This is a genomic window from Paraburkholderia phenazinium (assembly GCF_900100735.1).
GTDB classification, from domain to species: Bacteria; Pseudomonadota; Gammaproteobacteria; order Burkholderiales; family Burkholderiaceae; genus Paraburkholderia; species Paraburkholderia phenazinia.
Genome location: NZ_FNCJ01000001.1, coordinates 323,087 through 348,182 on the forward strand (window position 1 = coordinate 323,087; position 25,096 = coordinate 348,182).

General features: G+C 63.8%; 21 protein-coding genes and 1 tRNA gene. 6 read left to right on the forward strand and 16 right to left on the reverse strand.

The window, feature by feature from the left end:
• The first annotated feature begins 137 nt into the window (after positions 1-137).
• Together mrdA and rodA are read left to right on the forward strand one after the other, a co-directional pair.
• A complete protein-coding gene (mrdA, locus tag BLQ92_RS01495) occupies positions 138-2,546 on the forward strand; it encodes a penicillin-binding protein 2 (protein ID WP_090680878.1) in 2,409 nt (802 codons plus the stop codon).
• Positions 2,547-2,556: 10 nt separating this feature from the next.
• Positions 2,557-3,705, forward strand: a complete 1,149-nt coding sequence (gene rodA / locus BLQ92_RS01500; RefSeq protein WP_090680881.1) for a rod shape-determining protein RodA — start codon at positions 2,557-2,559, stop codon at positions 3,703-3,705.
• Positions 3,706-3,822: 117 nt separating this feature from the next.
• On the opposite strand, the gene BLQ92_RS01505 is transcribed toward rodA, so the two are convergent.
• From BLQ92_RS01505 to queC, 5 genes are all read right to left on the reverse strand, one after another.
• Positions 3,823-4,530 (reverse strand): tetratricopeptide repeat protein, encoded by a 708-nt coding sequence (locus tag BLQ92_RS01505; RefSeq protein ID WP_090680884.1) that lies wholly within the window; start codon positions 4,528-4,530, stop codon positions 3,823-3,825.
• Entirely contained in the window at positions 4,527-5,309 is a 783-nt protein-coding gene (locus BLQ92_RS01510; RefSeq protein WP_090680886.1) for an HpcH/HpaI aldolase family protein, read from the reverse strand. Before BLQ92_RS01510 ends, BLQ92_RS01505 begins: the two co-directional genes overlap by 4 nt.
• A 152-nt stretch (positions 5,310-5,461) precedes the next feature.
• Positions 5,462-5,905, reverse strand: coding sequence for a 6-carboxytetrahydropterin synthase QueD (gene queD / locus BLQ92_RS01515; protein WP_090681849.1), 444 nt, complete (start codon positions 5,903-5,905; stop codon positions 5,462-5,464).
• Positions 5,906-5,914: 9 nt separating this feature from the next.
• The gene (queE, locus tag BLQ92_RS01520; RefSeq protein ID WP_090680889.1) at positions 5,915-6,547 is read right to left on the reverse strand and encodes a 7-carboxy-7-deazaguanine synthase; all 633 of its coding nucleotides are present in this window, start codon (positions 6,545-6,547) and stop codon (positions 5,915-5,917) included.
• 85 nt (positions 6,548-6,632) lie between these two features.
• Entirely contained in the window at positions 6,633-7,367 is a 735-nt protein-coding gene (gene queC, locus BLQ92_RS01525) for a 7-cyano-7-deazaguanine synthase QueC (RefSeq protein WP_090680892.1), read from the reverse strand.
• Between the two features lie 196 nt (positions 7,368-7,563).
• On the opposite strand from queC, the gene BLQ92_RS39155 reads away from it, so the two are divergent.
• Positions 7,564-7,755, forward strand: coding sequence for a hypothetical protein (locus tag BLQ92_RS39155; RefSeq protein WP_143016491.1), 192 nt, complete (start codon positions 7,564-7,566; stop codon positions 7,753-7,755).
• A gap of 4 nt (positions 7,756-7,759) precedes the next feature.
• On the opposite strand, the gene BLQ92_RS01530 is transcribed toward BLQ92_RS39155, so the two are convergent.
• The 9 genes from BLQ92_RS01530 to def form a co-directional block, all read right to left on the reverse strand.
• Positions 7,760-7,835: transfer RNA gene (locus tag BLQ92_RS01530), tRNA-Phe, on the reverse strand.
• A 98-nt stretch (positions 7,836-7,933) separates the two neighbouring features.
• Positions 7,934-8,623, reverse strand: a complete 690-nt coding sequence (esaR, locus tag BLQ92_RS01535) for a response regulator transcription factor EsaR (protein ID WP_090680895.1) — start codon at positions 8,621-8,623, stop codon at positions 7,934-7,936.
• Positions 8,624-11,041, reverse strand: coding sequence for a sensor histidine kinase (locus tag BLQ92_RS01540; protein WP_090680896.1), 2,418 nt, complete (start codon positions 11,039-11,041; stop codon positions 8,624-8,626).
• The gene (locus BLQ92_RS01545) at positions 11,031-11,621 is read right to left on the reverse strand and encodes a DUF4390 domain-containing protein (protein WP_090680899.1); all 591 of its coding nucleotides are present in this window, start codon (positions 11,619-11,621) and stop codon (positions 11,031-11,033) included. Before BLQ92_RS01545 ends, BLQ92_RS01540 begins: the two co-directional genes overlap by 11 nt.
• On the reverse strand, positions 11,618-13,045 hold the full coding sequence (rsmB, locus tag BLQ92_RS01550; protein ID WP_090681851.1) for a 16S rRNA (cytosine(967)-C(5))-methyltransferase RsmB: 1,428 nt from the start codon (positions 13,043-13,045) through the stop codon (positions 11,618-11,620). Before rsmB ends, BLQ92_RS01545 begins: the two co-directional genes overlap by 4 nt.
• Before the next feature lie 375 nt (positions 13,046-13,420).
• Positions 13,421-14,278, reverse strand: a complete 858-nt coding sequence (htpX, locus tag BLQ92_RS01555) for a zinc metalloprotease HtpX (protein ID WP_090680902.1) — start codon at positions 14,276-14,278, stop codon at positions 13,421-13,423.
• A gap of 107 nt (positions 14,279-14,385) precedes the next feature.
• Positions 14,386-15,045: a LysE family translocator gene (locus tag BLQ92_RS01560; RefSeq protein WP_090680905.1), complete on the reverse strand. Its 660-nt coding sequence runs from the start codon at positions 15,043-15,045 to the stop codon at positions 14,386-14,388.
• 179 nt (positions 15,046-15,224) lie between these two features.
• Complete coding sequence (gene fmt, locus BLQ92_RS01565; protein ID WP_090680908.1) at positions 15,225-16,208, reverse strand: methionyl-tRNA formyltransferase; 984 nt, start codon at positions 16,206-16,208, stop codon at positions 15,225-15,227.
• A 31-nt stretch (positions 16,209-16,239) separates the two neighbouring features.
• Positions 16,240-16,743 (reverse strand): peptide deformylase, encoded by a 504-nt coding sequence (def, locus tag BLQ92_RS01570; RefSeq protein ID WP_090681852.1) that lies wholly within the window; start codon positions 16,741-16,743, stop codon positions 16,240-16,242.
• 244 nt (positions 16,744-16,987) lie between these two features.
• Here def and dprA point away from each other — a divergent pair, with 244 nt between their 5' ends.
• The 3 genes from dprA (at position 16,988) to BLQ92_RS01585 (ending at position 21,526) form a co-directional block, all read left to right on the forward strand.
• Entirely contained in the window at positions 16,988-18,166 is a 1,179-nt protein-coding gene (gene dprA, locus BLQ92_RS01575; RefSeq protein ID WP_090681854.1) for a DNA-processing protein DprA, read from the forward strand.
• Between the two features lie 79 nt (positions 18,167-18,245).
• Positions 18,246-18,623 (forward strand): thioredoxin family protein, encoded by a 378-nt coding sequence (locus BLQ92_RS01580; protein WP_090680911.1) that lies wholly within the window; start codon positions 18,246-18,248, stop codon positions 18,621-18,623.
• A gap of 230 nt (positions 18,624-18,853) precedes the next feature.
• The gene (locus BLQ92_RS01585) at positions 18,854-21,526 is read left to right on the forward strand and encodes a DNA topoisomerase III (protein WP_090680915.1); all 2,673 of its coding nucleotides are present in this window, start codon (positions 18,854-18,856) and stop codon (positions 21,524-21,526) included.
• Between the two features lie 128 nt (positions 21,527-21,654).
• Here the strand turns inward: BLQ92_RS01585 and BLQ92_RS01590 are convergent, their stop codons facing one another.
• Positions 21,655-22,752: a LysR family transcriptional regulator gene (locus BLQ92_RS01590; RefSeq protein WP_090680918.1), complete on the reverse strand. Its 1,098-nt coding sequence runs from the start codon at positions 22,750-22,752 to the stop codon at positions 21,655-21,657.
• A gap of 352 nt (positions 22,753-23,104) precedes the next feature.
• A complete protein-coding gene (locus tag BLQ92_RS01595; RefSeq protein WP_090680921.1) occupies positions 23,105-24,961 on the reverse strand; it encodes a phosphoenolpyruvate carboxykinase (GTP) in 1,857 nt (618 codons plus the stop codon).
• Positions 24,962-25,096: the final 135 nt, after the last annotated feature.

Consider the following 25,096-nt stretch of genomic DNA (forward strand, 5'->3'; position numbering starts at 1 on the left):
CCTTCTGTGCATCCGCTGAAGACGCTGAACCAAGCTTCGCCAGGTACGCTCGACCCGCACCGCTCCTGCCTGCCGGCCACGACCGCCGGCTGGACACCCTTACCTCACGGCCGCTGCGCGGCCTTTTGATCAAAAGCATGGCTGCCGAATTCAAGGACACTCAGCAACAGCTCTCGAAGTTCCGCCTGCGGGTCGCGGCGGCGGGCCTGTTCGTGTTCGTCTGCTTCGGGCTGATCGTTTTCCGCTTCCTGTTCCTGCAGGTCTGGCACTACAGCAAGTACTCGCTGCAGGCCGACGAGAACCGCATTTCGGTGGCGCCGATCGTTCCCAACCGCGGCATCATCACAGACCGTAACGGCGTCGTGCTGGCGAAGAATTACTCCGCCTACACGCTGGAAATCACGCCCTCGAAGCTCAACGACACGCTCGACAACGTCATCGACAACCTCGCGACCGTCATTTCCATCGACGCACGCGACCGGCGCCGCTTCAAGAAGCTGCAGGAAGACTCGAAGAACTTCGAAAGCCTGCCGATCCGCACCCGCCTGACCGACGACGAAGTCGCGCGCTTCACGGCGCAGCGCTTCCGTTTCCCGGGTGTCGAAGTGCGCGCGCGCCTGTTCCGTCAGTACCCGCTCGGGCCGACGGCGGCGCACGTGATCGGCTATATCGGGCGGATCTCGCAGCGCGATCAGGACCGCATCGACGAAGCCAGCGACCAGAACGATAGCGATCCGGACCACTACGATCCGCGCCTCGACGCCAACAACTACAAGGGCACGGACTACATCGGCAAGATCGGCGTCGAGCAGAGCTACGAGACCGAACTGCACGGCCAGACCGGCTTCGAGGAAGTCGAAGTCACCGCTGGCGGCCGGCCGGTACGCACCTTGTCGCGCACCCAGGCGACGCCGGGCAACAACCTCGTGCTCTCGCTGGATATCGGCCTGCAGCAGGTCGCCGAACAGGCGTTTGCAGGCAAGCGTGGCGCGCTGGTAGCAATCGAACCGGCGACCGGCGACGTGCTCGCGTTCGTCTCCGCGCCGAGCTTCGATCCGAATTCGTTCGTCGACGGCATCGACCAGCAAACCTGGGACGACCTGAACAACTCGCCCGATCACCCGCTCCTGAACCGGCCGCTGCACGGCACCTACCCGCCGGGCTCCACGTACAAGCCGTTCATGGCGCTCGCCGCCCTGACGCTGCACAAGCGCACGCCGAGCTGGGGCTTCCAGGATCCGGGCTACTACACGTTCGGCGGCCATACGTTCCGCAACGACGTGCGTTCGGGCCAGGGCTGGATCGACCTGAACCGTGCGATCGTGGTCTCGAACGACACGTATTTCTACATGCTGGCGCACGATCTCGGCGTCAACGCGATCGCCAACTTCATGAAACCGTGGGGCTTCGGGCAGATCACCGGCATCGACATTGCCGGCGAGGCCAAGGGCATTCTTCCTTCCACCGAATGGAAGCGCAAAGCCTACCGCAAGCCCGAGCAACAGCGCTGGTATGAGGGTGAGACGATCAGTCTCGGGATCGGCCAGGGCTACAACTCGTTCACGATTCTGCAGCTCGCTCATGCGGTCGCTACGCTCGCCAACAACGGCGTGGTGATGAAGCCTCACCTGGTGAAGGAAATCGAAAATCCGATCACCAAGGACACGCGTCTGACCGTGCCGAAGGACGATGGCCGCATCAACGTGTCGCAGGCGGATATCGATATCGTCAAGCGCGCGCTGGTCGGCGTGGTGACCAACGGGACGGCGTCCAAGATTTTCATTGGCGCACCGTATCAGGCGGCCGGCAAGACAGGTACGGCGCAGGTGTATTCGCTGCAGGGCGCGAACTACAAGGGCCATGCGGTTGCCGAGCATCTGCGCGACCACGCGCTCTTTATCGCCTTCGCACCGGCCGACAACCCGAAGATCGCCGTTGCGCTGATCGTCGAAAACGGCGGCTGGGGTGCGGAATCGGCGGGGCCGATCGCGCGCCGCGTGCTCGACTACTACCTCGTCGACCGGCAGAAGCCGGGGGCCGAAGCGGCGGCCGTCGCCGCGGCGGCTTCGGCGACGGCGGATGCATCGGGGCCGGTGATCGCCGCGGCGCCCACCACCGTCGAGATCACGCAGCCAGCCTCGGTCGCCGCGGGCTTCACCGCCCTGCCGATGCCTGGCGCCGCGTCGAACGCGGCTGGCGCCTCGGCGCCGTCTGCGGCATCCGCTGCCTCCGAGGCCGCACCTGCCGCGCCGCCTGGCCCCGTGGTCGCAGCACCGGCCGCAAAGGGCGCCACAAAGGCAGCAAATAAGGCGGCCGCCGCGCCGGCAGCCGACGCCTCCGCTCCGTTCGTCGCCACCACCGTGCAGGCGGACCCGGACCCTGCCTCGGGCCCGACGCCGACCAAGACCCTCGTGCCGCGCAAGTCCGGCCCGCACCACCCGCGCCCGGGCAGCGAACCGGTGCCAACCGCCGCTGCGCCGTCACGCGAAGACAGCATTCAGCCCACGTCACCCAGCCAGCCGGTTTCCGGCGGCATCGACGAGTAAGGAGAAAGGCATGCAATTCGACAAGCGCGCCTGGCTCGACCGCATCAAGAAGATGTTCATCGGCTTCGACCGCCCGCTCGCACTGGCGGTGTTTCTGCTGATGTGCGTCGGCATCGTCACACTGTACAGCGCCACGCTCGATATGCCGGGCAAGGTAGAAGACCAGTTGCGCAACATCATGCTCACCTTCGTGCTGATGTGGGCGCTGGCCAACGTGCCGCCCACCACGCTGATGCGCTTCGCGGTGCCGCTCTATACCTTCGGCATCGCGTTACTGGTGGCGGTGGCGCTATTCGGCCTCACGCGCAAGGGGGCCAAGCGCTGGATCAATGTCGGCGTGGTGATCCAGCCGTCCGAGATCATGAAGATCGCCACCCCGCTGATGCTCGCGTGGTACTACCAGCGCCGCGAAGGCGTGATGCGCTGGTACGACTATCTGGTGGGCCTGATCATTCTGGCGGTGCCAGTTGGCCTGATCGCCAAGCAGCCTGACCTCGGCACCGCCGTGCTGGTGTTCGCGGCGGGTCTGTTCGTCATCTATTTCGCGGGACTGAGCTTCAAGCTGATCGTGCCGGTGCTGATTGCAGCGGCAATCGCGGTCACCTCGATCGCAGTGTTTCAGGACAAGATCTGCCAGCCTGAGGTGCAGTGGCCGCTGATGCACGATTATCAGAAGCACCGTATCTGTACGCTGCTCGATCCCACCTCGGACCCGCTCGGCAAGGGCTTCCACACCATTCAGGCGGTGATTGCGATCGGCTCCGGTGGCCCGCTTGGCAAGGGCTGGCTGAAGGGTACCCAGGCGCACCTGGAATTCATTCCTGAAAAACACACCGACTTCATTTTTGCGGTGTTCTCCGAGGAGTTCGGGCTGGCGGGAGGGATCGTGCTGCTGGTGCTGTATATGGCGCTGATCGCGCGTGGGCTTTATATAGCGGCGAACGGGGCCACGCTATTCGGACGATTATTGGCCGGCTCGCTGACGATGGCCTTTTTCACCTACGCGTTCGTCAATATCGGCATGGTGAGCGGGATCTTGCCGGTGGTCGGCGTGCCGCTGCCGTTCATGAGCTATGGGGGCACCGCTCTGATTACGCTAGGGATCGCCACCGGCCTCATCATGAGCGTCGGCCGACAGAAGCGGTTGATGCAGAGCTAGAACTAAAAAGGGGCGCGGATGCGCCCCTTGTTCGTTTACCGGCCCGGAGCCTCATGCTGCAGGCCGTTGCTGCGCGGCTGGGCCAGCTCTCGCCGCAGCAGCCCCTTGCAACCCCATCTACTGCGGCTTCGCCTCGTGCTCGTCGCGCAATTCCGCACTCAATTGCTGAAATTTGAGCTTGGCCGCAGGATCGCCTTGCGCCGCAGCCGCCGCATAGTAAGCGCGCGCCACGTTCAGGTTCTTGTCCACGCCATCGCCGCCGCGCTCGTAGAACGAGCCGGCCACGTACTGCGCCGTCATGTCGCCGCCTTCCGCGGCTTTCTTGTACCAGAAGAACGCCTGGCGATTGTCGCGCGTCGTGCCGCGGCCATCGAGGAACTGGTTGGCGAGCGCGAGCTCGGCCTGTACGTGGCCTTGCTGCGCGGCCTTCAGAAACCAGCGATGCGCTTCCACCGGATCGCGGCCCACGAACTCGCCGTCGTCGTACATCTTGCCGTACACGTACTGCGCGTGCGACATGTTCGCATCGGCGGCCTTGCGCAGCCATTTCTTGCCTTCGTCGACATTGGCGGCCGTGCCTTCGCCGTTGAGCAGCATCATCGCGTAGTTGAATTCGGCAAGCCGGCTGCCGTGTTCGGCCGCCTTATGGAACTCGCTGAGCGCGGCGCTCAGGTTGCCAGCGTTGTAGTCGGCAACGGCCGTCTGCGTCCCGGGGTCTGCCTGGGACGGCTTGTCCTGCGCGTATACCGTGGCAGATGCCGCTAACGCGGCACAGGTGGCGACACCCACCGCGACGCGCACGACGCGCTGCGAAAAACCCTTCATGACCGCACCTCCTGCAGCGCCTGACGTGTCGCGCGCAGCAGCCACATGACATCGGCCGCGAGCGCGATAAAACGAAAACCGGCGTCGCGATACTGGCGTGCGCCGGCAGAATCCATGGCAAAAATGCCGGTCGCAATGCCGGCCTTGTCGGCTGCCGCGACCACGTGGGCCATGGCCGCCTGCACCTCCGGGTGCTTCGAGTCGCCCAGATGGCCGAGGCTCGCAGCGAGATCCGCAGGGCCGATGAACAGGCAATCCACACCCGGCGTGGCTGCGATCTTCTCGACTTCCTGCACGGCCCGCGCGGATTCGATCTGCACGATCGTGGCGATCTGCGCGTTGGCGCCCTGCACGTAGTCGCGCCGCATGCCGTACGAAGCAGCGCGAACGGCACCCGCGACGCCACGCCGGCCATCGAGCGCCTCGGCCGTCGGATACTGGGTCAGGCGCACGGCCTCAAGCGCTTCCTCGGCGGATTCGATGTTCGGGAACATCAGCGTACGGGCGCCCGCGTCGAGCACGCGCTTGACGAGCCAGGCTTCGCTCGCCGGCACGCGCACCACCGGTTCGCTCGGCAGATGCGCCGCCGCAATCGCCCGTAGCTGGCCGGTGACGTCGCCGCTATCGTTGGGCGCATGTTCCATGTCGATCAGCAACCAGTCGAAACCAGCGTGTGCGAGCGCCTCGGCGGCGCTTTCGCTACCGAGCGAGAGCCACAGCCCGAAGAGCGGCTCAGCTTCCGCGAGACGTAGTTTGAGGGGATTCGTAAAGGTGCTCATCGCCGTGCTCCGCGGCAGCGCACAAGGCCGCCAGAGGCACGGGAGAGGAGGCTGGCGCGGCGGGCTTGGCGCCCGCTTCGCAGTGCGGTGACCGGCATGTCTCGCTCCGAGTGGTTATCGAAACGATCATACCGTGACAATAACGGGGACGCTCAGTCGCGGACCACGTCCGCCCAGCAATTCGGCGTCTCGTAGAGACGCACCTTGTGCAGACGCAGATTCACGCCGTAGTGGGCGTCGTAGACGTTGGCCAGCAGGTCGAACGCGACCGCCGCGAGATTTTCCACCGTAGGAATGCGATCGAGCACGACGGTCTTGTGACCGGGCATCGAATCCAGAAAGCCGCGTACCTGCGCGTCGCCTTCATAGACGAGAAACGCGTGATCCCATTTGTCGACGAGATGTTCGACGGCAAGCGACTTCACATCCGCAAAGTCCATCACCATGCCGCGATCCGGCGCGCCTTCCGTTTCGACCAGATCGCCTTGCAGCGTGATTTCGAGCACATAGCGATGCCCGTGCAGATTCCGGCACTGGCTACGGTGATCGGGGATGCGGTGGCCCGCGTCGAATTCGAGTTTTCGGGTAATCGTCAGCACGGCAAATCAGGGAATGTTCAGGTACTTGTGGGTCTGCATCGACAGGCGCCATTGCGGATGGCGTTTGCACCAGTCGATCGCGAGCTTCGTATTGATGTCGCGCGACGGGCCGTCCATTGGCTGGACGAGAAAATATTCGAAGTCGAGCGCCGCGTATTCAGACAAGCGCTGGTTGTCCTGCGGGATCACGACTTTCAGTTCGTTGCCCTTGGTGACCACCAAAGGCGCATCGGCCTTCGGGCTCACGCAGATCCAGTCGATCGTCTCGAGCACCGGCAGCGAGCCGTTGGTCTCGATGGCGATCTCGAAGCCCGCGGCGTGCAGCGCATCGACGAAAGGCTGATCGATCTGCAGCATCGGCTCGCCGCCAGTACAGACGACAAAGCGCTGGCCCTCGCCTTCGGGCCACTGCGAAGCGATCATCGCTACCAGCTCGTCGGCGGTGCGGTACTTGCCGCCGTTCTCGCCGTCGGTGCCGACAAAGTCCGTATCGCAGAAACGGCACACGGCCTCCGCCCGGTCTTCCTCGCGGCCCGACCACAGATTGCAGCCGGCGAACCGGCAAAACACCGCCGGGCGTCCGGCATTCGCGCCCTCGCCCTGCAATGTGTAGAAGATTTCCTTGACCGCGTACGTCATGCTGCTTTCTGCCTGGCACCGATAGGTGCCTGATTAAGGTTGCCGCCGCCCTATGGATCACGAAGATCACCAAAGGGCGAACGGATCAAACGGGTGCTTCTGTGACCTTCTCGCCGACCAGATAAGCTTCATAGCCGCGCTTGCGCAGGCGGCACGCCGGGCATTCGCCACAGCCAAAGCCCCACGCATGCAGCTCGGCGCGCTCGCCGACGTAACACGTATGCGTCTCGACCCGGATCAGCTCGACCAGCTCGTCGCCGCCCAACTCGTGCGCGAGGCGCCAAGTATCGGCCTTGTCGAGCCACATCAGCGGCGTTTCCAGCAGGAAGCGCTGGTCCATGCCGAGATTGAGCGCCACCTGCAGCGCCTTCATCGTGTCGTCGCGGCAATCCGGGTAGCCCGAAAAGTCCGTCTCGCACATGCCGCCCACCAGCACCTGCAGGCCACGCCGATAAGCGATGGCCGCCGCAATGGTCATGAACATCAGGTTGCGGCCCGGCACGAAGGTATTCGGCAGACCGTTGGCCGCCGCTTCGATCTGGATCTCGCGCGTCATCGCCGTATCGCTGATTGAACCGAGCACCGACAGGTCGATCATGTGGTCGTCGCCGAGGCGCTCGGCCCACGCCGGAAAGGTTCGGGCAACCGCGTCACGGAAGCCTTCACGGCACTCCAGCTCGACCCGGTGCCGTTGACCGTAGTCGAAGCCGAGTGTCTCGACCGTTTCATATCGTTCGAGCGCCCAGGCGAGGCACGTGGCCGAGTCCTGACCGCCGGAAAACAGCACCAGAGCGCTACTCTTAGCGTCTTTGCGGATCACCGTGAAACTCCGTGAAAGATGAGTGCCACGTCGCGCTGCGCGGTGTGCGCCATGCAGCAACGCGGCGCGACGCGTGCCGGCGTGTTACCGGCTCATGCAGTATAGGCCGCGCCATCCGTCTCCAGAGTCGCTGGCGCTTATACCGCTGATCGTCGGGCGCAGGGGTTGGTGCGCGGTGCAGCGTGGCTGGAAAGCCGTGCCGGAAACCACCCCTGAAAAACAAAAAGGACTTGTCAGGCGAACGCGGCAAGTCCTTGAACTGGCGCGATTTTATCACGCGCCGCACATTGCCGCCGGTGACCCCGCCGAAGCGCCGCACAACGAGGTGCGCTGGGGTGTCCGTCAGAAAAGGAAAAGCCCCAGGAATCTTGCGATTTCCTGGGGCTAAATTCTGGTGGCCTGGGACGGAATCGAACCATCGACACGCGGATTTTCAATCCGCTGCTCTACCAACTGAGCTACCGGGCCAACGAAGAAGCGAGAGTATAACAAAGGGTTTTCGACTGCTCAAGCCCCCTTCTTGAAATTTTTTGCTGGGGCCGCCGTCCACCTGCCGGTGCGCCGCCCTACTCCCCTTTGTTCTTGCCGAGATCGACGCCGAGCTGCTTGAGCTTGCGATACAGGTGCGTGCGTTCGAGTCCCGTCTTTTCGGCCACGCGCGTCATGCTGCCGTTCTCGCGGGCGAGGTGGTACTCGAAGTACGCGCGCTCGAATGCGTCACGCGCGTCGCGCAGCGGGATGTCGAACGAGATCGAGGCGGTCTGCGCCGCCAGCGCGCCGCTGCCGAGTCCGTCGCTGGACAGCATCGGCAACGAGGCCGCCGAGGCCACCGCCGACGAGCTCACCGGCAGCGCCGGCTTCACCGCTGCGCCGGGCACCGCGGGTGCGGGATTGCCGCGTGCAAGGCCCTGTTCGACCGCCTTCAGCAGCTTCTGCAACGCAATCGGCTTCTCGAGGAAGTTGAGCGCGCCAATCTTGGTGGCCTCGACTGCCGTATCGATGGTCGCGTGCCCCGACATCATGATCACCGGCATCGTCAATTGCCCCTGCGCAGCCCATTCTTTGAGCAACGTGACGCCATCGGTGTCGGGCATCCAGATGTCGAGCAGCACCAGGTCGGGCGCCTGGCGCAGCCGGAACTCGCGCGCTTCCTGCGCGTTCTCCGCCGCCTCCACGACATGCCCTTCGTCGCTCAGGATCTCCGAGAGCAATTCCCGGATGCCCATTTCATCATCTACCACCAGGATGGTTGCCATTTACGCTGCCCTTGTCTGCACTGTTGCTTTTGTCGTTCCCTGCGACGCTTTGCCATGCGCCGCCTGCGGCCCTGCTCCGGGTGCCGCAACATCATCGTCTGCCAATTGAAGAAAGAGGATCGAAATCTGCGCGCCCTCGATTACATCGCCCGCCTTCAGACGGTTGCGAATGTCGATGCGTGCGCCGTGTTCGTCGACGATCTTCTTGACCATCGCGAGACCGAGCCCTGTCCCTTTGGCCTTGGTCGTCACGTAAGGTTCGAATGCGCGCGTCAGAATGCGTGCGGGGAAGCCCGGTCCGTTGTCCGATACGGTCAGACGCACCGCGACGCGCACTTTGCCTTCCGCGTCGGGATCGCCATATTCTACTGTCCTCGTCTCGAGCAGCACACGTGGATGCTCGGCCTCCGACACCGCATCCTGCGCATTCTGCAGCAGGTTGTGGATCACCTGGCGCAATTGGGTCGCGTCGCCGCGAATCACCGGTAGCGCAGCCATCTCAACGTGGATCGCGCTCTTGCCTTCTTCGATCCCGTACAGCGTGAGCACTTCGCTCACCAGTTCATTCAACTGCAGGTTGGCGAGCACCGCCGGCGGCGTGCGCGCGTAGTCGCGGAAGCTGTCCACCATCTGCTTCATCGCCGCCACCTGATTGACGATGGTGGTCGCGCCGCGCTTCAGCACATCGGCGTCGGACGGCGCGAGCTTGTCGGCCAGCTTCATCTGCAGACGCTCGGCCGACAACTGGATCGGCGTGAGCGGATTCTTGATCTCGTGCGCAAGACGCCGCGCCACTTCGCCCCAGGCGATCGAGCGCTGCGCCGAGATGACGTCGGAGATGTCGTCGAACACCACCACATAGCCGGAGGTCTGCATGTCTTCCGCGTCGCGGTCGGTGGCGGAGACGAGCCGCGCGCCGCGCACCAGCAGGGTCAGCGGTTCGGTTTCACCGGGCACCTGCACCGAGAACTGCTGCTGCCAGTGGCCACGATCGTCGTGACCGTCGCCGCTCGCGGCTTCGCGGTCGGCGAAGGCCTTGCGCACCATCGCACCGAAATCGCTCAGCACGGTAATACGGTCGAGCGCGGAGCCGAGCATCGACTGGAACTGCTGGCGGAAAATCCGTTCTGCGCCGCGATTCGCGGTGGTCAGGCGGAACTGCCGGTCAAATACAAACACACCCGCGGTCAGGTTGGCGAGAATGCTCTCCAGATAGGCCTTCGAATGCTCCAGCGCGATCCGGTTGTTTTCGACCGCCGCACGCGCCTCGGAGAGCTGCCGCGTCATCGCGTTGAACGACTGCGTCAGGAAGCCGAGTTCGTCGCGCGACTTGATTTCGCGCTTCGGCGTGTAGTCGCCCTCGGTCACTTCCTTCGTGCCCTGGGCAAGCAGGAACAGCGGCCGGGCAAGCTGATTGCCGAGCGCGAGCGCCAGCATCATCGCAATGAAGGTGGCAAGGAACAGCGCCAGCGTCAGCGTGCCAATGTACATCTTGCGCAGGCCGGTGCGGCCGAGCGCCTTCTCCTGGTACTCGCGATAGGCGCGTTGCACGGCGTCGGCATTGCGCGCTAGCGAGGGCGAGACCGGCTGTGTCAGTTGCAGGAAGCGCTCGGTTGGCTGCAGCAACGACGCGTTCGAATCCGGAATGAGCTGCACGATGCGCAGCCGCAAAACCCCCTTGCCGCCGTTGGCGTGCGGATCGCCGTCCACCTCTCCTTCAATGGCAGCAAAACCACGGCCGCGTGCCTGATCGATCATCATCGGTGTCGGCAAGTCGTTCGGCACGAGCGTCACGTAGTTACCCGAGGCCTGCGCCACCACGTGCATCTCAGGCGCTGCGCCCGACATGCTGCGCACCGGCTCGATGATGGTCGCATCCTGCACGCCGAACTGATCGCGCAGCCGCAGCAGCGTGAGGGTCGTGCCCGCCGCGTCGGCGCTGGCAAGCTGTTCGGCCATCAGACGGCCCTTGGTTTGCAGGTCCGACAGCGACGCATCGAGCATGCCGCGCCCGAGGTTCAGCCCCGAGGTGAGCGCGGTCTCGACGTTCACGTCGAACCACGACTCGATACTGCGCGAGACGAACTGATACGAGACGATGTAGATGATGCCGCCCGGCACCACACCGACCAGGGCCATGAAGAACGCGAGTTTGGCGAGCAGCCGCGTGCCGAATTTGCCCTTGCGCAAGCGGTAGATGATGATCAGGACGAGCGCCGTCACGACCATCAGGAAGATCAGCGCTACCGCAACATTGGCTGCGTACAGCCATTGATAGTAACGGTCGAAGAACTCGGTGTTGGCACTCGCCGCAGCGAGCAACACCAGCAGCAGGACGGCCGTGACCGCCACCGTCGACACCAGCACGCGCACGACGATGCTGCTGACGCTGGTGGTGCCGCGTACTTTATTTAGCACGTTCGGTCACCGTGAAAGTGAAACGCTTCCAGTCGGAAGAGAGATTCCAGTCGCGGTTGTTCACTGCGTCGATCTGGAATGGCTTGGGCATCAGTGCGATGTCGAGCTGCATGCGCACGGAGGCGGTATAGGTCTCGCCGTTTTGCACCTGATTGCGATCGATCACATGCCATGAGGTGACATGCTGGATGACCGCCAGCGCGTCTTTCAGCGTGCTGAAGCCGAGTTGCAAACCGCCCGTCGAGACCCGGTACTCGCGCGTGAGCGGCTGAAACGATAAGCGGATGCTCTGCGACACGCTCACCGGTTGCTCGTCGAACCAGTACCAGCGCGGCCGGCTCAGTTCGAAGTCGGTCGTGAAGTAGAGCGGGATGCCTTTGTTGACGGCATCCTCGAGATTGCTGTTCAACTCGAAGTCAAAACGCGCATCGAGACTCCAGCCGCCGCCATCCGACTGCAGCGACGCGCGCTGCACCGCGATCGAATCGGCATGCGCCACGCCCGGTGTGCTGAGCCAAATGGCCAGCACAATCCAGAGCACGGCCGCGAGCCGAAGCGGGAAGAAGCGTTTGATGGTCACCGTTTCTGAAAGCGCGCGTAGAAAAATCCGTCGTGGTCTGGGTTCGAGCCGGCGCCTGGTCCGGCAGGGGAACCCTCCGGGGCGTCGGCAGGCGCGCGGGCCGCTGCGGGCAACAGTTGCCCCGGCGCGTCCAATCGTACCGCATCCTGGTACTTGTCTCCAAACCACTGCGCCTGCAATTCACCCTCATCGGGAAAGATCGAGCACGTAACGTAGAGCAACTCGCCGCCTGGCTTCACGAGCGGCCAGAGCGCCGTCAGAATCCGCCGTTGTTCGGCGACGAGCGCCGGAATATCCGAGGCGCGCCGCAGCCAGCGGATGTCAGGGTGACGACGGACGATGCCCGAGGCTGAACAGGGCACGTCGGCCAGAATGCGGTCGAAGGGGCGATCGAGCGGGTCGTGCCACTTCGCCGGATTGCCCGCGTCGCCGATGCGCACTTCGGCGCTCAGGCCGAGGCGCTGCAGGTTTTCGCCGATGCGGCGCGCGCGGGTCGCGTCGCTTTCGAGTGCGATCAATTCGAGATTGGCCAGTTCGAGCAGGTGGCCGGTCTTGCCGCCGGGCGCGGCGCAGGCATCCAGCACGCGCATGCCGTCGCGCGCGCCGAGCCATTGGGCGGCGAGTTGGGCACCGGCGTCCTGCACCGAGACCACGCCCTCGTTAAAGCCCGGGATGCGGTCGACCGGCATCGGCGTGGCGAGGCGCACCGCGTCGTCGCCGGCGCGGCTGGCGTCGATATGGTGGTTGTGCAAAACCTGCAGGTAGGCGTCGACGGTCGAGTGGCGCGCGTTGACGCGCAGCGTCAGCGGCCCTTGCGTGTTGCCGGTTGCCAGCACCTCTTGCCAGTTGTCGGGCCATGCGTTTCGGACTGCATCGATCCACCAGGCCGGGTAGTTCCAGCGCGCGACCTCGTCGGCCTGGGCGGCATTCAAGAGCGTGTCGCGCTCTCGCAGGAAGGTGCGCAGTACGGCATTGACGAGGCCCTTGGCGAACGCGAACTCGCGGCGTGCAGCGATTGCGTTGACTGCCTGGTCGACGACGGTGAACGGCGCGTAAGCCGCGTCCTCTTCAGCGTCTGTCAGCAAGGCCAGCGCGCAGGCGAGCAGGTTGGCGACGTGCGGCGGCGGAGCCTTCTTGACCAGCTTGGCGATCAGCCAGTCGGCCGTGGCCAGGCGGCGCATGGTCCGGTACGAGATGTCCTGCACCGCGCCGCGTGCCGCGGCAGCGCTGCCCTCAGGAGCGGACACGAAGACCGACTGGAGCGCGGCGGGAAGGGCCGAGCCGACGCGCACCGCACCCACCGCCTGAGCCGCGCAGTCGAGCGCAAAACCCAGCGATTCGGGCGCGAGATGCAGCATCGACAGGCGTGATTCGCGCGGACGCGGCGAAGGCGGAGCAGAACGCGTGGAAGGCTTTGAAGTCATGAAGAAGGCAAAAGCAGGCCGCACGGTGCGCGCGGCGCAATCAGCTCACATTGTAGCTTGGCCGGGTCTGCGGGCCGCCGGATGGAGGACGGGATGGGTTGAGCAACAGGACGCACATGGTCTGGGCCCACTATGTCAACAACAAGGGCGAGCCCGGTGGAGTTCGCCCTTGTCGATAACTCGCTGCGTAAACGGCCGGATGCTGCGGGAATGCTGCAGGGATCTCGTCGGGAGCCGCCTGGAATTTCGCCGGGATAGTGCTGCATGTGGTCGGGAAGCGCCGGCGTACTGCTCGAATTTGGTCAGGGCGCGCCCGTGAAACGGCCAGCTTTGGCGGCCTGCAAAGCAGCCGCCAAAGCTGGCCGCCAGAACTGCTTACTCGAAGCGCCCCGTGCGCGCCATTTCCATGAGCCGCGCGATGCGTTCCTCAGTGGCGGGGTGAGTCGAAAACAGATTCGCAATGCCGCCGCTCGCGAGCGGATTCATGATCATCATCTGCGCCGTTGACGGATGCGCTTCCGCCGCCGGGAACGGAATGCCGCTGGCGTAGCGGTGGATCTTGTCGAGCGCCGAAGCCAGCGCCTGCGGGTCGCCGGAGATCTGCGCACCGCCGCGATCGGCTTCGAACTCGCGCGCGCGGGAGATCGCCATCTGGATCAGCGCACCGGCGATAGGCGCGAGCAACGCGACTGCAATGCTCGCGATCGGATTCGCCGGGCGGCCGTTCTCGTCGCGGCCGCCAAAGAACATCGCGAAGTTCGCCAGCGCGGAGATCGCACCTGCCATGGTGGCGGAGACGGTGGAGATCAGAATGTCGCGGTGCTTCACGTGCGCGAGTTCGTGCGCCATCACGCCGCGCATCTCGCGCTCGGACAGCACGCGCAGGATGCCAGTGGTCGCCGCAACCGCCGCGTTCTCGGGATTGCGGCCCGTAGCAAACGCGTTAGGCGCGTCTTCGTTGATCAGGTAGACACGCGGCATAGGCAGATTGGCGCGCGTAGCCAGCTCGCGCACCATCCGGTAGAACTGCGGCGCACTGCTCTCGTCGACTTCCTGCGCGTTGTACATGCGCAGGACCATCTTGTCCGAAAACCAGTACGAGAAGAAGTTCATACCGAGCGCGATCAGCAGCGCGATCATCATGCCGCGCGAGCCGCCGATCATGCCGCCGATAACGATGAAAAGGGCCGTGATCGCGGCCATCAACATCGCGGTTTTGACCCAGTTAAACATGTTCACCACTCCTTGCCCCGAATGCGGGTTCATATCCTGTACCGCCCGATGGCGGGATCTCCAATTGTAAGCTTATTGTTAGATATGGGCAGGCAAGAAAAATTCAATCACCGCGATGCCGTGGCGAGCTTGACGCCGAGTCCTACGAATGCGCTGCCAACGCCGCGATCCAGCCAGCGCTTCACGCCCGGCTTGCCGGAAAAACGCTGCGTGACGCTGCCCGCGATATACGCGACGAAGCTGTTCCACACCATGCTCATGAGCACGAACACGACGCCGAGCGTCAGGAAGGCCAGCGCCTTGTGATCGCTGCCCGTGGTAACGAACTGCGGGAAAAAGGACACGAAAAACAGCACCACCTTAGGGTTCAGGACGTTGGTCCAGAAGCCCTGCAAAAACAGTTGGCGCAATGACTTCGGCGCGCTGGCGGCGCGCGGGTCTGCCGCTGTCGCGGTTGCGGCTGTGTCACCCGCCTCCGCCGGCTTGGCGAAAATCAGCCGCACGCCGAGATAGATCAGGTAGAGCGCACCGACAAACTTGATCACGGTGAACGCGGTTGCCGACGCGGCGAGCAGCGCAGTCAACCCGAACGCGCAGGCGAGCGAATGCACGCAGCAGCCCGCGGAAATACCCAGCGCCGACATCAGGCCCGCGCCGCGCCCTTGGGCGACGCTGCGCCCTACGATGTACGCCGTATCCGGCCCGGGCGTGACGTTGAGCAGGAAAACGGCGACGACGAAAAATCCGAAATGGGTGATGCCGAACATCGAATCCTCACAAAAGAACACCGGTGCGCCCCAAACTTTCTTGGCCGACCGGGGCGTCGCGCAAAGCGACAGGTTTGGCGGCGCTCGAAAGTGGGCACGCAGCACGAACGATTCTAACGCGCTCCGGCATGCGGCGTGAGTCGGCCGAACGGCCTATGGCGAGCGCGCTGAAACGCCTGTTATTGTGCTTCAGCCAAGGCGAAACGTTGCCCAACGGCAAGCGTCGAGCCGGCCAGGAATTCGCGTACCGGCAAGCGCTTGCCGCCAGGCTTTTGCAGTTGCGTGAGACAGAGCGCACCTTCGCCGCAAGCCACGATCACGCCTTCGGGCGAGACGTTGACGATCGTGCCGGGTTCCGCGTGGCCCTGCGTTTGAACGGGTACAGCAGACCAGATTTTCAGCGCTGTGCCGTCGAGCGTTGCCACGCCGCCCGGGAATGGGTCGAACGCGCGTACCTGGCGCGCCAGCACGTCAGCCGGACGCCGCCAGTCGAGCGCCGCTTCGTGCTTGCCGATTTTCTCGGCGTAGGTGAAGCCCTCCGCCGGCTGCGGCGTCGCGTCGAGCTTGCCGTTGCGCTCAAGTTCCATCAGCGCCTCGACGATCAGGCGTGCGCCGGCTTCCGCCAGACGGTCGTGGAGCGTGGCGGTGGTGTCGTCGGTGTGAATCGGCGTGCGGGCTTCGGAAATCATCGCGCCCGTGTCGAGGCCCACGTCCATCTGCATCAGCGTGATGCCGGTTTCCGTATCGCCCGCTTCGATGGCGCGGTGGATCGGCGCGGCGCCGCGCCAGCGCGGCAGCAACGAAGCGTGAATGTTGATGCAGCCATGCGGCGCGATATCGAGCACTTCCTGCGGCAACAGCAAGCCGTAGGCGGCGACCACCATGACGTCGTGCGGGGTGGCGCGCAGCAAATCGATCGCGGCCGTCGCTTCGGCCGGGTATTTGCCGTTACGGCGCAGCGAAGGCGGCTGGGCGACGGTGAGACCGTGCTCTTCGGCGTAACGCTTCACCGGGCTGGCCTGCAGCTTCATGCCGCGACCGGCCGGGCGATCGGGCTGCGTCAGCACGAGCGGTACCGGGAAACCGGCCTTGTGAATAGCGGCTAGCGCCGCTGCGGCGAACTCCGGCGTACCGGCAAAGATGACGCGCAACGAATGACTCATGTACGGGGGCGGTAGTCGGAATGGACGCGCATTACATCGCGTGTGCGAGCTTCTTCATCTTGCTCTTGATGCGCGTCTGCTTGAGCGACGACAGGTACTCGACGAACACGCGGCCCATCAGGTGATCCATTTCGTGCTGGATACACACGGCGAGCAGACCTTCGCAGTCCAGCTCGAAAGTTTCGCCCTTTTCGTTGAGTGCGCGCACACGCACTTTTTCGGCCCGCTCGACGTTGTCGTAGATGCCGGGCACCGACAGGCAGCCTTCCTCGTTGACGACCTTCTCGTTGCTCGACCAGACGATCTCGGGGTTGATGAAGGCATGCAATTCGTCGTGCGCGTCCGACACGTCGATCACCACGACGCGCTCATGCACGTCGACCTGGGTGGCCGCGAGGCCCACGCCGGGTGCCGCGTACATCGTCTCGGCCATGTCTGCGACCAGTTTGCGGATGCGTTCGTCGACCACTTCGACCGGCTTGGCGATCTTGTGCAGCCGCTTGTCCGGGTAGTTGAGGATATTCAGTAAAGCCATGATCTTGAAGTTGATTTGGGCGCCGCCCACGGGCGGAAAGTCGCGCATTGGCCATCCGGCCAGCTTGTCGGGCGGTCGCGTTACGCAGAGGATAGGTGGTGTCGAACCGGTTCGATTCAACGCGCCGATCAAGCGCCAACGACGAGCCCGCGCGGGTGGGCGCGGCGCTGCAGTTATTTCGGATGATGAAAATTTTAGCATGGCGCCCGCCTGCCCGCTGGCCGTGCTCAAGGATGGATACGCAATGCAGACCCTACCGACAACCGAAAACGAACTTGCCGCCTGGCTGCGCCTTGCAATGGCGCCGGGGCTAAGGCCCGGCGCGCTGCGTGCCATGCTCAACGCCTTCGGCCTGCCGGCGGCGGTACTCGAGCAGCCGTTTGCGCTACTCGCGGCCACCACCGATGAAGCCTCCGCCCGGGCGGCGCTCGCCCCGCCCTGTGCCGAGTTCGCACGTTATCTGGACGCCGTGCTTGCCTGGCGCGAACTGCCCGGCAACGCCATCGTGACGCTCGACGACCCGGCCTATCCGCCTGCCCTGCTGACCATGCCCGACCCACCCGCGCTCCTATATATAAAGGGCAGGCTAGAGCTGTTGCATGCCAAGGGTGTCGCCGTGGTCGGCAGCCGCAGTGCCACGCCGCAAGGCGTGGAGGACGCCGAACGGTTCGCCCGCGCATTCTCGGCGGCAGGGCTGGCGGTGGTCTCTGGACTCGCCCTCGGCATCGACGGCGCGGCGCACCGTGGCGCGCTGACCGGCCGCGGCAGCACGATCGCGGTGATCGGCACTGGCGCCGATCTCGTCTACCCGGCCGCCCACCAGCCGCTCGCACGGCAGATCGCGGCCGACGGCGTAATCGTCTCGGAATGGCCGCTCGGCACGCCGGCGCGCGCCGCCAACTTCCCGCAGCGCAACCGGCTGATCGCCGGGCTGGTCGGCGGGGTGCTGATCGTCGAGGCGGCCATGCGCTCCGGCTCGCTGATCACCGCGCGCCTCGCGAATGAAATGGGGCGAGATGTTTTCGCCCTGCCCGGCTCGATCCATGCGCCACTGTCGCGTGGCTGCCACAGGATGCTCAAACAAGGCGCCAAACTGGTCGAGACGCCCGAGGAAATACTGGAAGAGCTAGGCTTCGCCGCGGCGCCGGCCGCCGGGTCCGCCAGCGCCACCCGGTGGAGCGGGGTACCGCCACGCCCAACGCCAGCGTCAGCGTCTGTGCCTGCGGTCGACGAGCCGGAACTCGCGCCGGAGGCGCAAAAGCTCCTCGCCGCCCTCGGCCACGCCCCGGCCACGCTTGAAATTCTTGCCGCGCGCACCGACATGCAGGACGCGGCATTACAAAGCACGCTGCTGCAACTCGAACTCGCCGGCCATCTGACGGTCCTGCCGGGCGGCCGTTTTGCCCGAGCGAGCCACGGCTGAGCACGGTCAATCGCGGCAGAGTACGCGCCATGCTACATTCGCGCCAAAGAGCCCCACACACAGTACGCAAGGAACCCACATGCCCGCGCTGAACCTCGACACCGACCAAGACCGGATCGCCGAGCGCGTCAACGACCACAACACGCTGTTCGTGGCCTGCCTGTGCGCGGAATGGTGCGGAACCTGCCGGGAATATCGGGATGCGTTCAACCGCCTGGCGGACAAGCATCCGGAAATCTGTTTCGCCTGGATCGATATCGAGACCCATGCGGATCGCTTCGACGACCTCGACGTAGAAAATTTTCCTACGATCCTGATCGAAGACAGTGTGACCACCCGCTTTTTCGGCACCGTACTGCCGCAGGCGGCCATTGTCGAGCGGATGTTGGCCGATTTGACCGCGTTGCCCGGCGTGACCGGCGCGCCCAAGTTACGGCCGGCACTGGCCGCCGCCTGAGAATTCCGTATTTTGACCGGCAGGCCTACGGCACGGGCGTTGCGGATAGTCTGCAGCGCGCCCGCCGCCGCTTGCTGCATATATCCACAGGCAATTATGATGAGCCGCTTTTTATGGCACTTGACACGCCCCTACGGCGGCGTGTGCTATAAAGCGGTCGTTAATGGGTCGCAAACCTAGGGGTCGCAAACCCAGGGCCTAAACCCGGATCTACCAACTCATATCCAGTCATGTCCAAAGCACTGATCATCGCCGAAAAGCCTTCCGTCGCGAACGACATCGCGCGGGCTTTGGGCGGTTTTACCAAGCATGACGAATACTACGAAAGTGACGATTACGTCCTTTCCTCGGCAGTCGGCCACTTGCTGGAAATCGCCGCGCCCGAAGAATACGAAGTCAAGCGCGGCAAGTGGAGTTTCGCCAATCTGCCCGTCATCCCCCCGCATTTCGACCTGAACCCGATCGCAAAAAGCGAATCGCGTCTCAAGGTCCTGACCAAGCTGCTCAAGCGTAAGGATGTCGAGCGCCTGATCAACGCATGTGACGCGGGGCGCGAAGGCGAGCTGATTTTCCGCCTGATCGCGCAGCACGCGAAAGCCAAGCAGCCGGTCCAGCGCCTGTGGCTGCAATCGATGACCCCGGCCGCCATCCGCGACGGCTTTGCCCGTCTGCGCAGCGACGAGGAAATGCAGCCGCTCGCCGACGCCGCACGTTGCCGCTCTGAGGCCGACTGGCTGGTCGGCATCAACGGCACGCGCGCGATGACGGCGTTCAACAGCAAGGGCGGCGGCTTCTTCCTGACCACGGTCGGGCGGGTGCAGACGCCGACGCTGTCGATCGTGGTGGAGCGCGAAGAGAAGATTCGCCGCTTCGTGCCGCGCGACTATTGGGAAGTGAAAGCAGAATTCGTCTGCGCGGCGGGCTTCTACGAAGGCCGCTGGTTCGACCCGAAATTCAAGCGCGACGAGTTCGACCCCGAAAAACGCGATTCGCGCCTGTGGGCCCTGCCCGCCGCCGAAACGATCGTCGCGGCCTGCCGCGGCCAGATTGGCACGGTCACGGAAGAATCCAAGCCGACGACGCAACTCTCGCCGGCGCTGTTCGACCTGACGAGCTTGCAGCGTGAGGCGAACGGCCGCTTCGGCTTCTCCGCGAAGAACACGCTGGGTCTGGCCCAGGCGCTGTACGAAAAGCACAAGGTGCTGACGTACCCGCGTACCGACGCGCGCGCGCTGCCCGAAGACTATATGGACACGGTCAAGCAGACGCTTGGCATGCTCAAGGAAAGCAACAACTACCTGCCGTTTGCCAAGCAGGTGCTCGACAAGGGCTGGGTCAAGCCGAACAAGCGCATCTTCGATAACTCGAAGATCAGCGACCACTTCGCAATCATCCCGACGCTGCAGGCGCCGAAGAACCTGTCCGAGCCGGAACAGAAGCTCTACGACCTGGTCGTGAAGCGCTTCCTGTCGGTGTTCTTCCCGGCCGCCGAATACCGGGTGACGACGCGGATCACGGAAGTGGTCGGCCATCACTTCAAGACCGAAGGCAAGGTGCTGGTCGAACCCGGCTGGTTGCAGATCTATGGCCGCGAAATCAGCGGTGAAGACGCCAACCTCGTGCCGGTGCAGAAGGACGAGAAGGTCAAGACCGACAAGATCGCTGCCCAGCAACTGGTCACCAAGCCGCCGGCTCGCTACAACGAAGCGACCTTGCTGTCCGCCATGGAAGGCGCGGGCAAGCTGGTGGAAGACGACGAGCTGCGCGAGGCGATGGCTGCCAAGGGCCTTGGCACGCCGGCTACGCGCGCCGCGATCATCGAAGGGTTGCTCGGCGAAAAGTATCTGATTCGCGAAGGCCGCGACCTGATTCCGACTGCGAAGGCGTTCCAGTTGATGACGCTCCTGCGCGGCCTCGGCGTCAAGGAACTGACCGCGCCTGAGCTCACTGGCGAGTGGGAATACAAGCTGTCGCAAATGGAGCGCGGCAACTTGCATCGCGACGCGTTCATGCAGGAAATCGCCCGCATGACGCAGACCATCGTCAAGCGCGCGAAGGAATACGACTCGGATACGATCCCCGGCGATTACGCGACGCTGGAAACGCCGTGTCCGAATTGCGGCGGTCAGGTGAAGGAAAACTATCGCCGCTTTGCGTGTTCGAAGTGCGAGTTCTCGATCTCGAAGATTCCGGGCGGCCGGCAGTTCGAAATTCCGGAAGTCGAAGAGCTGCTGCAGAACAAGACGATCGGACCGCTGTCTGGCTTCCGCAGCAAGATGGGCCGGCCGTTCTCCGCAATCCTGAAGCTCTCGCTGGACGACGAGATCAAGAACTACAAGCTCGAGTTCGACTTCGGTCAGGATTCGGGCGGTGAAGACGGTGAAGCGCCGGACTTCTCCGATCAGCAACCGGTGGGCGCCTGCCCGAAGTGCAAGGCGCGCGTGTTCGAGCACGGCATGAGCTATGTCTGCGAGAACTCGGTCGCCAATCCGAAGACCTGCGACTTCCGCTCGGGCAAGGTGATTCTCCAGCAGGAAATCACGCGCGAGCAGATGGGCAAGCTGCTCGAAGAAGGCCGCACCGACCTGCTGACGAACTTCAAGTCGTCACGTACCGGGCGCAACTTCAAGGCGTTCCTCGTCAAGCAGAGCGACGGCAAGATCGGCTTCGAGTTCGAGAAGAAGGAGCCGTCGGCGAAAACTGCTGCCAAGACCGCGGCGGCCAAGGCTGCAGCCAAAGCCGCGCCGGATGCGGACGGCGAAGACGGCGCGTCGGAAGAGGCTGTGCCGGCCAAGAAGGTTGCGGCGAAAAAGGTCGCAGCGAAGAAGGCCCCCGCTACGAAGACGGCTGCCGCCAAGAAAGCGCCTGCCAAAAAGGCTGCGGTGCGCAAGACGGGCTCGTAGGCAATGTCCTGAGCGCGGCGACCCAGCCGCGTAAAGAGAAAAAAGGCACAGCCCCCGCCAGGTGGCTGTGCCTTTTTTGTTATCGGCCGGCGCGAGTTGGCGACTTATCGCCAACTCACCTCACAGCATCACAGCGGCGACAACGCCGCCGGCCGGGCCCGCGAAGACGGCGTCTTGGCCGGCAGCTTTGGCGAAAGCTCGCTATCGAGCAGGCGCGACACCGGCTCCGCACCGTCGAACGCTTCCGGCGGCATGATCTCCGACGAATCCAGGTTCGACATCAAAGCAGGACGCCCTTGGCCGTCCTTGATCCATTGCTCGCCGAGCAGGCTATTCGGCGTCTGGTTGAAATGCTCGACCAGATGGTCGATAAACGTACGCACCTTGGCCGGCAGGTGACGGCGGCTCGGGTATGCAATGTTGATCTCGACCTGCGGCAGGCGGTATTCGCCCAAGAGACGCACCAGACGGCCACGCGTCATATCGCGGCCAATCAGGTAGCTCGGAAGGATCGCGATGCCCATGCCGAGCAGCGCGAACTGACGCAGCATTTCGGTGTTGTTGGCAACGATCACATTGGTCGGGCGCACCCGCACTTCGCCTTCCGGACCCGTGAAGACCCGCTCGTCGCCCCAGTATTCGGACGGCAGCGAGAGGCACGGATGCTCGAGCAGATGCTCCGGACGCGTCGGCGTTCCGTGTTTCTCCAGATAGGCCGGCGTCGCACACACGGTCATGCAGCCCGTGGTCAAACGGCGCGTGACGATGCTGGCGCTACGCATCTGCCGTGCAATCACTACCCCCACGTCGAAGCCTTCTTCGACCAGATCGACCTGACGGTCGACCAGCGTGACGTCGGGGATAACTTTCGGATAGCGCTCGGCGTAGGTCTGCAGCACCGGCGCCAGGTTGTGCAGCCCGAACACCACTGGCGCGACAATGCGCAAGGTGCCGACGGGTTCGTGATTGCGCGCCACTACCATCTGCTCGACGTCTTCCAGTTCGTCGAGAATCTGGCGAGCGCGTTCCAGATAGACCTGGCCTGACTCCGTCAGAGAAAGGCTCCGGGTTGTACGGTTGAGCAGACGGGTACCGAGACGGCCTTCGAGATCGGCTACGTGGCGGGTGGCCACTGCGTTGGAAATATCCATTGCGCTGGCCGCGCGGGCAAAACTGCCGAGATCCGCCACTCTGACGAAAACTCGCATCGACTGCAAATGATCCATGGGACAACTCCTGCCGTGTTACAGCTTCCTGACAAACCAGTTTGGCCAGTGAAGCGAACTTGGAATTCTCCTACGACTCCTTAAATCGTGCAGAAGTTGCTCAAGAACGCGGTTTTTTATTAGGTTTCATATCACCGTACTCCCCAGTGCTGTGAAAAGAGGTAGATTGTTCCTCTCCAGGAAACAATATGCTGCGCTGCAGCTTGCACTGTCTTTATTGTTGGAACAGCGAACGCTCCACAATGGCGTCACAAGATAGACTTGAACGTCAGCAGCGCACGCCGGAAATACAAAAAAAGACAAAAAAAACCGCCCGAAGGCGGCCTTTTATGCGGAGTGAGTACTCACGTGACTATGCAATGAGCCGTCCCTCGAGCGCTGTCTTGGCATCGCGCAGGGCCGACGGCAGGTTTTGCTGCAGTGTGTCGAACAGCTCCGCATGCAAAGCAAGCTCTGCGCGCCAAGCCGCATCGTCTACGGAGATCACCTGGTCGAATTGCGCCCTGGTGAAGTCGAGACCGCGCCAGTCGATATCCTCGTAATGCGGTGAGACGCCAAAGGCATGTTCTTCACCTTGGGCCACGCCTTCGATGCGGCCCACCATCCAGCTCAGCACGCGCATGTTTTCGCCGAAGCCCGGCCAGACGAACTTGCCGTCCGCGCCTTTACGGAACCAGTTCACACAGAAGATCTTCGGCAGCTTCGCGTTCAGTTGCTCGAGCCGCTCGCCGGTTTTCAGCCAGTGAGCAAAGTAGTCGCTCATGTTGTAGCCGCAGAACGGCAGCATCGCGAACGGGTCGCGCCGCACCACGCCCTGCTGGCCAGCCGCTGCGGCAGTGGTCTCCGAACCCATGGTCGCCGCCATATAGACGCCTTCGACCCAGTTGCGCGCCTCGGTGACGAGTGGCACCGTGGTCGAACGGCGGCCGCCGAAGATGAACGCGTCGATCGGCACGCCGGCTGGGTTCTCCCAATCCGCATCGATTGACGGACATTGCGACGCCGGCGCCGTAAAGCGCGCATTCGGATGGGCTGCCTTGCGGCCGGTTTCCTTGGCGATGGCCGGCGTCCAGTCCTTGCCTTGCCAGTCGGTCAGATGAGCAGGCGCCTCGTCGGTCATGCCCTCCCACCAGACGTCGCCATCGTCGGTCAGCGCCACGTTGGTGAAAATGACGTTTTCCTTGAGCGTGGCCATCGCGTTGAAGTTGGTCTTCTCGCTGGTGCCCGGCGCAACGCCGAAGTAACCGGCCTCCGGATTGATCGCGTAGAGGCGGCCGTCCTTGCCCGGCTTGATCCAGGCAATATCGTCGCCGATCGTCGAGATTTTCCAGCCGTTCAGGCCCGCTGGCGGAATCAGCATCGCAAAGTTGGTCTTGCCGCACGCGGACGGAAACGCCGCCGCCACGTGGTGCTTACGCCCTTCCGGCGAGGTCACGCCAAGAATCAGCATGTGCTCGGCGAGCCAGCCTTCAGCGCGGCCCATGGTGGATGCGATGCGCAGCGCGAAGCACTTCTTGCCGAGCAGCGCGTTGCCGCCGTAGCCCGAGCCATAGCTCCAGATCTCGCGCTGCTCGGGGAAATGCACGATGTATTTGGTGTCGTTGCAGGGCCACGACACGTCTTGCACCCCCTCGGCGAGCGGCGCCCCCACCGAATGCACGCACGGCACGAAGTCGCCGTCGGCGCCGAGCACGTCGTACACCTGACGGCCCATGCGCGTCATGATGCGCATATTGGTGACCACGTACGGGCTGTCGCTCAATTCGACGCCGATATGCGCAATCGGCGAGCCGAGCGGGCCCATCGAGAACGGCACCACGTACATGGTGCGGCCGCGCATCGCGCCGTCGAACAGGCCGTCGAGCGTTGCACGCATCTGCGCAGGGGCGATCCAGTTGTTAGTGGGGCCAGCGTCCTCACGACGCTGCGAGCAGATGAAAGTCCGGTCTTCCACACGGGCGACGTCTGACGGATCGGACCATGCCAGATAGGAATTCGGACGTTTGAGGGGATCGAGTTTTCTCAGGGTGCCGGCCGCGACCATCTGCGCGCACAGCCGATCATATTCTTCCTGCGAGCCATCGCACCAGACAATCCGATCTGGCTTGGTCAACGCGGCAACGCGCTCCACCCAGTCGATCAGTTTGCGATTTTTGACCCAGCCAGGCGCCTCAATGGCCGGGTTTCCTGCAAAAGCGGGATGATTCATCGAGCTGTCTCCGTTTCGTTTGTAAGCAAAAAAGAAAAACGGTACGAGCCCAACGACGCTGCTTGCGAGAGGCGTCAATCCAGTCGCGCCGGCCAACCGGCGCACGATTGTGCAGGTCGTGATGGGCCATCCAGC